Below are 4,314 nucleotides of genomic sequence, written 5' to 3' on the forward strand. Positions count from 1 at the left end.
CACACCAACGCACCCCCCCCACACCCCACCCCCCCCCCGCGCCTCGCCCCCGCGCGGGGGGGCGTGGGCCCCCCCCCCCCCACCTGCCCCCCACCCGGGGGGGTTTTTTTTTTTCTGCGGAAAATTCGATCCCCGAGGTGTGAGCCGGGCTGCAGCTAAGGGTTGCCCGTAGTTGATCTCTGAGTGGATCCCGGACAGGGTCGATCGACCTTGTCCGTACTCCCGGTTGTACTCGGCCTGCCACCGGGTGCGTTCGTCACCCTTGGAGCGTAGGTGCGGGATGACCGGACCGGTCCTCAGATAACCGCCGTCGGCGAGCAGCGCGGTGTCCTTACGGAAGCGGTGCCGGGGCTTGAACGCCGGAGAGGGGCCGCTGTACTCGACGCTCCTGCCGACCCCCCACTTGGACACCTCGATGCGGTGCGCCGTGACGACCTGCCCAGCCTCCACAGCCTTGCCGCAGGCATCCAGCGCGACCGGGTAGCCGTCGTCGCAGGACTCACCCTGCCCTGGAACTCCCGCATCGTCGAAGGCCATGTCAGCCGGATCATTCTGTGGACTCATCGATGTCAAGCCATGGACTTGTGCATCACGTCGAGGTAATGACGATCTTGGTGAGGTACGTGGTTGTCCCGGCCCGGGAGGCTGAAGACCGCGTAGACGTCAGCGGGCCAGGTGAGGATGCTGGACTGCTGGCCGAAGGTGAGGGTGTCGTTGGCGTGATGCTCACAGCCTGCAGCGTCCAGGGCCGTGACCAGTTCCTCGCGGAGCACAGTGGCCTCGAACGACTCTGATCCGGGCAGGACGAGAGCCGGGAGCTTCACCGTCGAACCGGGCCGGAGGTGGACCCAGATGCCGCTGACCGCGCGCTGGGTGACGTCCAGTCTGAGTCCATCCCAGGAGTATGGGTAGCCGTCGATGTCGGGCCCCTTCATGCGGATCGCGGGGTGTGGACGCCCCGGGCCGAGGAGGTCCTCAGCCTCGGCCAGGGGCATTCCGCAGTGGAGCGGACCGATTCGACCGGTTCGGGCGAAGTCGACGAGCACGTTCATCAAGGTCACGGCAGTGACTGTGTCTCTCTCTCCCGGGCCTGTGCGCACTCCGATATCAGTGCGGTGCGGAGCCCTTCCCGCTCTGTCGGGCCTCGGCCGGCGGCAGAAGGCGGGCCGTCGTCGGCACGTCGAGTTCGCGTGGTGTCGGGCCAGCCGGAGTGGGTGTGTCGGCGAGGCGGTCGAGTAGCCGGTCCGGGGCTTCCTGGCCGTCCTCGACGGCTGTCTGCTCGTCGTCGGTGAGTGGGGTGGCGACCTGCAGGATCCCGAGCCACTGCTGTGCAGCGACTCATCCGTGGACAAGACCGGGTACATGTACCTGCTCTTGAGCGGAGCCCACAGACCCTCAAGTCAGTTCTCCGGCTTAGGAACGACCCTTAGTCGGAGTTCTCCCAGACCAGCACACCGGGACCGTCAGGCGTGGTGACCGGGATCCAGGCCTCGGCTGCCTCCGAGAGCCGGGACTCGTCGAGGACCAACGACGGCGGACAGAGGTCGTCGTGGCGGCCGGAACCGTAGATACCGAGAGAGCCGACAGCAGCCCGCAGCCGGTCGAGCACCTCCGCTGGCCAGTCCCGTCCGCGCATGCCGTGGCCCTGCAGCTCGCCGATGAAGATCTCGTTCAGGTGCTCGTCCAGGTCGGCTCCGTAGAGCGGGACGAGGTAGCCCTCCTGCTCGTACTGAGCGCAGGCATAGCCGCCGCACTGGTTCTGGTAGACCACCCCGGTGGGCGCTGCCACGATGACGAACATCCAGCCTCCACCGCAGCCGTCAGGGTCGAGGTAGACGCGCCGCTTCGCCGTCGTGCTGTGGATCTGGTCAGTCATCGGGTCCGGGACTCCTGTGCGTGGCTGCGGGGTCAATGTGTCTTCCGGGCGTCGCGCGTACCGGTCGTCCTGGAGGGCGGGGACATCGAACCGCGGTCGTTCGTCCGACACCACTGGATTTCGGTGAGCGGCCTGCCCTCGACATCCGGCTGGCGGTGGGCACCGAAATCTTCCGCGGAAAATCGTGACACCCATGACTCGGCCGACACCGTGCCTTGGGCCGGTATCCGGTACCGATGCCCGGCCGTGGCTGGACTTCGTCGCCTTCGATCATCCATCCGTCCTGCCCCGCTGAGTCGATGTCACCGGCCACAGCTAGTCTCCCGGCAGGCCACGAGATGCACGTGCCGACGAGGTCTGCGACCGAACGCCGACAGCCCGATGAGGAGTACCGATGCGCGACTACCTTTCCGACGTCTTCGCCATGCTCGGCCCTGGCGGACAGCACTTCGCCGACCCTGGTGCCTGGACCGAGCTGGAGGCCGAGATCGGCGCTGAGTTCCCCGGGGACTACAAGGCGATCGTCGACGCCTACGCCCCAGTACAGATCAACGAGCACCTCTACCTCTCGCATCCGGCCACCGAGCGCTGGAACCTCGGAGAGAAGATCCGCGAGACCTCCCGAGCCTGGTCCGAGCTCGACTGGGATCGGGAGGACTGGCTTGAGCCGGAGGAGAACATCCGCGTCGTCCTCGGCCTGGAGGGGGTGAGGTTCGGGACTAAGGACGGTCTGATCCCCCTCACCGGTACCGACCGCGGCGAGTACGTCTTCCTCGCGCCGCTGCCCGACGGCACGGGCCACCGGATCTGTGCTGTGGAACACGACGGCTCCTGGTACGAGTACCAGATGAGCTTCTCCGAGTGGCTCTACCGCTACCTGGTCGGCGAGGACATGGTCGGCCCGAACAGCTCCGCGTTCTACCCCGGCCCGGTGCGGCTCGACCCGCTGCCGATGTCCGCCGAGGACAGGCCCGCGCGGATGTACGGGCCGGAGCAAGGGATGTGACGCCTGCCGGCGCCTACTCCCCGGCAGACGTCTGGCACGTGGAAGGACCCCACCCCCAGCCGCGGCCCGGCGTGCTCCTTCCACGTCCAGGACGTGGAAGGAGCACCAGCAGTGCAACCCGGATGGGGGTGGAACAAGGCGATGTCGAGGTACGCCCTGGTCGTACACGCGTGCGGGGCTAGGGAGCGGTCGGTGTATGGCACAGGCAGGCGGCGAAGTCCTTCCAGGACACGGCGAACCTGTTCTTCCAGCTAATCGCGTGGCGCCACGAGCAAGGATCGGTGATCGTGACCTCGAACCTGCCGTTCGGCGAAGCGCACATGCTCCGGTGAACCCGTGCCAGGTGCTGCCGAAATCTCACGGGTTCGATGGTGTCGCGGAGGTTGCCCAGCCGCCTCGGTGCTCGCGCCAGGCGGTCCTGAGGGCTTCGAGCTCGGTGCGGGGGAAGTGCTCGCCCCACTTGCCGCGGTATGCGCTCTCGCCGTACTCCCTGACGACCTCGTCGAAGCAGCGGATCACTGCTCGGGCGACGACGTCGATGTTCTGCTGCGTGGACCAGATCTCGGTCCCGGCGTTGTCGTGGTCACTGCCGTGGGCCAGTTCCAGTAGGCGGATCCACACGTCGGTGCCCTCACGGTAGAAGATCCATCGGAAGGCGGTGGGCTCGACCTCGAGCTGTGCTCGACACTCGCTCTCGCCGACGATCAGCCGGGTTACTGCCGTCAGGAGATCTTCGGGGGGGCAGTGGTGATATACGAGGCCGTCACTTCGGCTTCCGCCTGGTGGTCGCTGACGGTGCAGTCGGCCCAGCCACGTCCGGACAGGACCCAGACGAGTCGCAGGTGGGCCATCCTCATTCGCCTCCTTCGGTCACTGGTTCCCTTCACTGATCACCGAGGGCCCCTTCGAACGCATCCGAGTCTGGGGGATGACGAGCCTGCCGGCCAGCGGATTCTCCGGCTCTGGCGGGTCCATGGTGTTGAAGAGGTCGACCGGGCGGGTGCTGCGGATCATCCGGGGCGGATAGCCGCAGTCGTCAAGGACGTGGGAGAGAGTTCCGGTCTGGGACCTTTTCGCGGGAGCAAGCTCACCGGTGAGTCGCTTCAGTCGCTGTTCGGCCCGGCTTCGTGAGCGGCCTTGGGCGGTGGGGGAGAGCCCCAACCAGGCTGTCCCTGCAGCTCAGAGGCCGTGACCGTTCGAGAAACGACTGGGGCACGGGGAAGGCGAGCGAGCCGGACGATCTGCGGGCGTGGCTTGAGTCGCTGGAGGCGGAGGTCGACCACCTGCACGGTGAGGCCCCGGTCGGCGACGGAGACAGCGACGGATTCCGCGACCACGCATGGCCGAATGGGGGGGGGGGGGGGGGGGCGGCGGGGGGGGGCGCCCCCCCCCCCCCGCGCCCGCCCCCCCCCCCCGGGCCGAGACACCGCCA

The 4,314-nt window shown here is 67.6% G+C and carries 6 protein-coding genes and 1 pseudogene; 2 read left to right on the forward strand and 5 right to left on the reverse strand.

Translation table 11 applies throughout. The features are described 5' to 3' along the window. Positions 1–569: 569 nt before the first annotated feature. Together ACFWXO_RS18545 and ACFWXO_RS18550 are read right to left on the reverse strand one after the other, a co-directional pair. Complete coding sequence (locus tag ACFWXO_RS18545; protein WP_380524969.1) at positions 570–1,052, reverse strand: hypothetical protein; 483 nt, start codon at positions 1,050–1,052, stop codon at positions 570–572. A gap of 374 nt (positions 1,053–1,426) precedes the next feature. After that, positions 1,427–1,876 (reverse strand): DUF6210 family protein, encoded by a 450-nt coding sequence (locus ACFWXO_RS18550; RefSeq protein WP_380524913.1) that lies wholly within the window; start codon positions 1,874–1,876, stop codon positions 1,427–1,429. Between the two features lie 394 nt (positions 1,877–2,270). Between ACFWXO_RS18550 and ACFWXO_RS18555 the strand changes: the two genes are divergently transcribed. After that, a complete protein-coding gene (locus ACFWXO_RS18555) occupies positions 2,271–2,882 on the forward strand; it encodes an SMI1/KNR4 family protein (protein ID WP_380524915.1) in 612 nt (203 codons plus the stop codon). A gap of 236 nt (positions 2,883–3,118) precedes the next feature. Further along, positions 3,119–3,214 (forward strand): annotated as a pseudogene (locus ACFWXO_RS18560) (ATP-binding protein); the annotation flags it as partial. A 25-nt stretch (positions 3,215–3,239) separates the two neighbouring features. Here the strand turns inward: ACFWXO_RS18560 and ACFWXO_RS18565 are convergent. From ACFWXO_RS18565 to ACFWXO_RS18575, 3 genes are all read right to left on the reverse strand, one after another. Further along, a complete protein-coding gene (locus ACFWXO_RS18565) occupies positions 3,240–3,503 on the reverse strand; it encodes a hypothetical protein (protein WP_380524917.1) in 264 nt (87 codons plus the stop codon). 101 nt (positions 3,504–3,604) lie between these two features. Then, entirely contained in the window at positions 3,605–3,733 is a 129-nt protein-coding gene (locus ACFWXO_RS18570; protein WP_380524918.1) for a hypothetical protein, read from the reverse strand. Positions 3,734–3,752: 19 nt separating this feature from the next. Then, positions 3,753–3,896 carry a hypothetical protein gene (locus tag ACFWXO_RS18575; protein ID WP_380524919.1) on the reverse strand — a complete coding sequence of 48 codons (144 nt, stop codon included), beginning with the start codon at positions 3,894–3,896 and terminating at the stop codon, positions 3,753–3,755. Positions 3,897–4,314: the final 418 nt, after the last annotated feature.

This window comes from Kitasatospora sp. NPDC059088 (genome assembly GCF_042738155.1).
In the GTDB taxonomy this organism is placed as follows: domain Bacteria; phylum Actinomycetota; class Actinomycetes; order Streptomycetales; family Streptomycetaceae; genus Kitasatospora.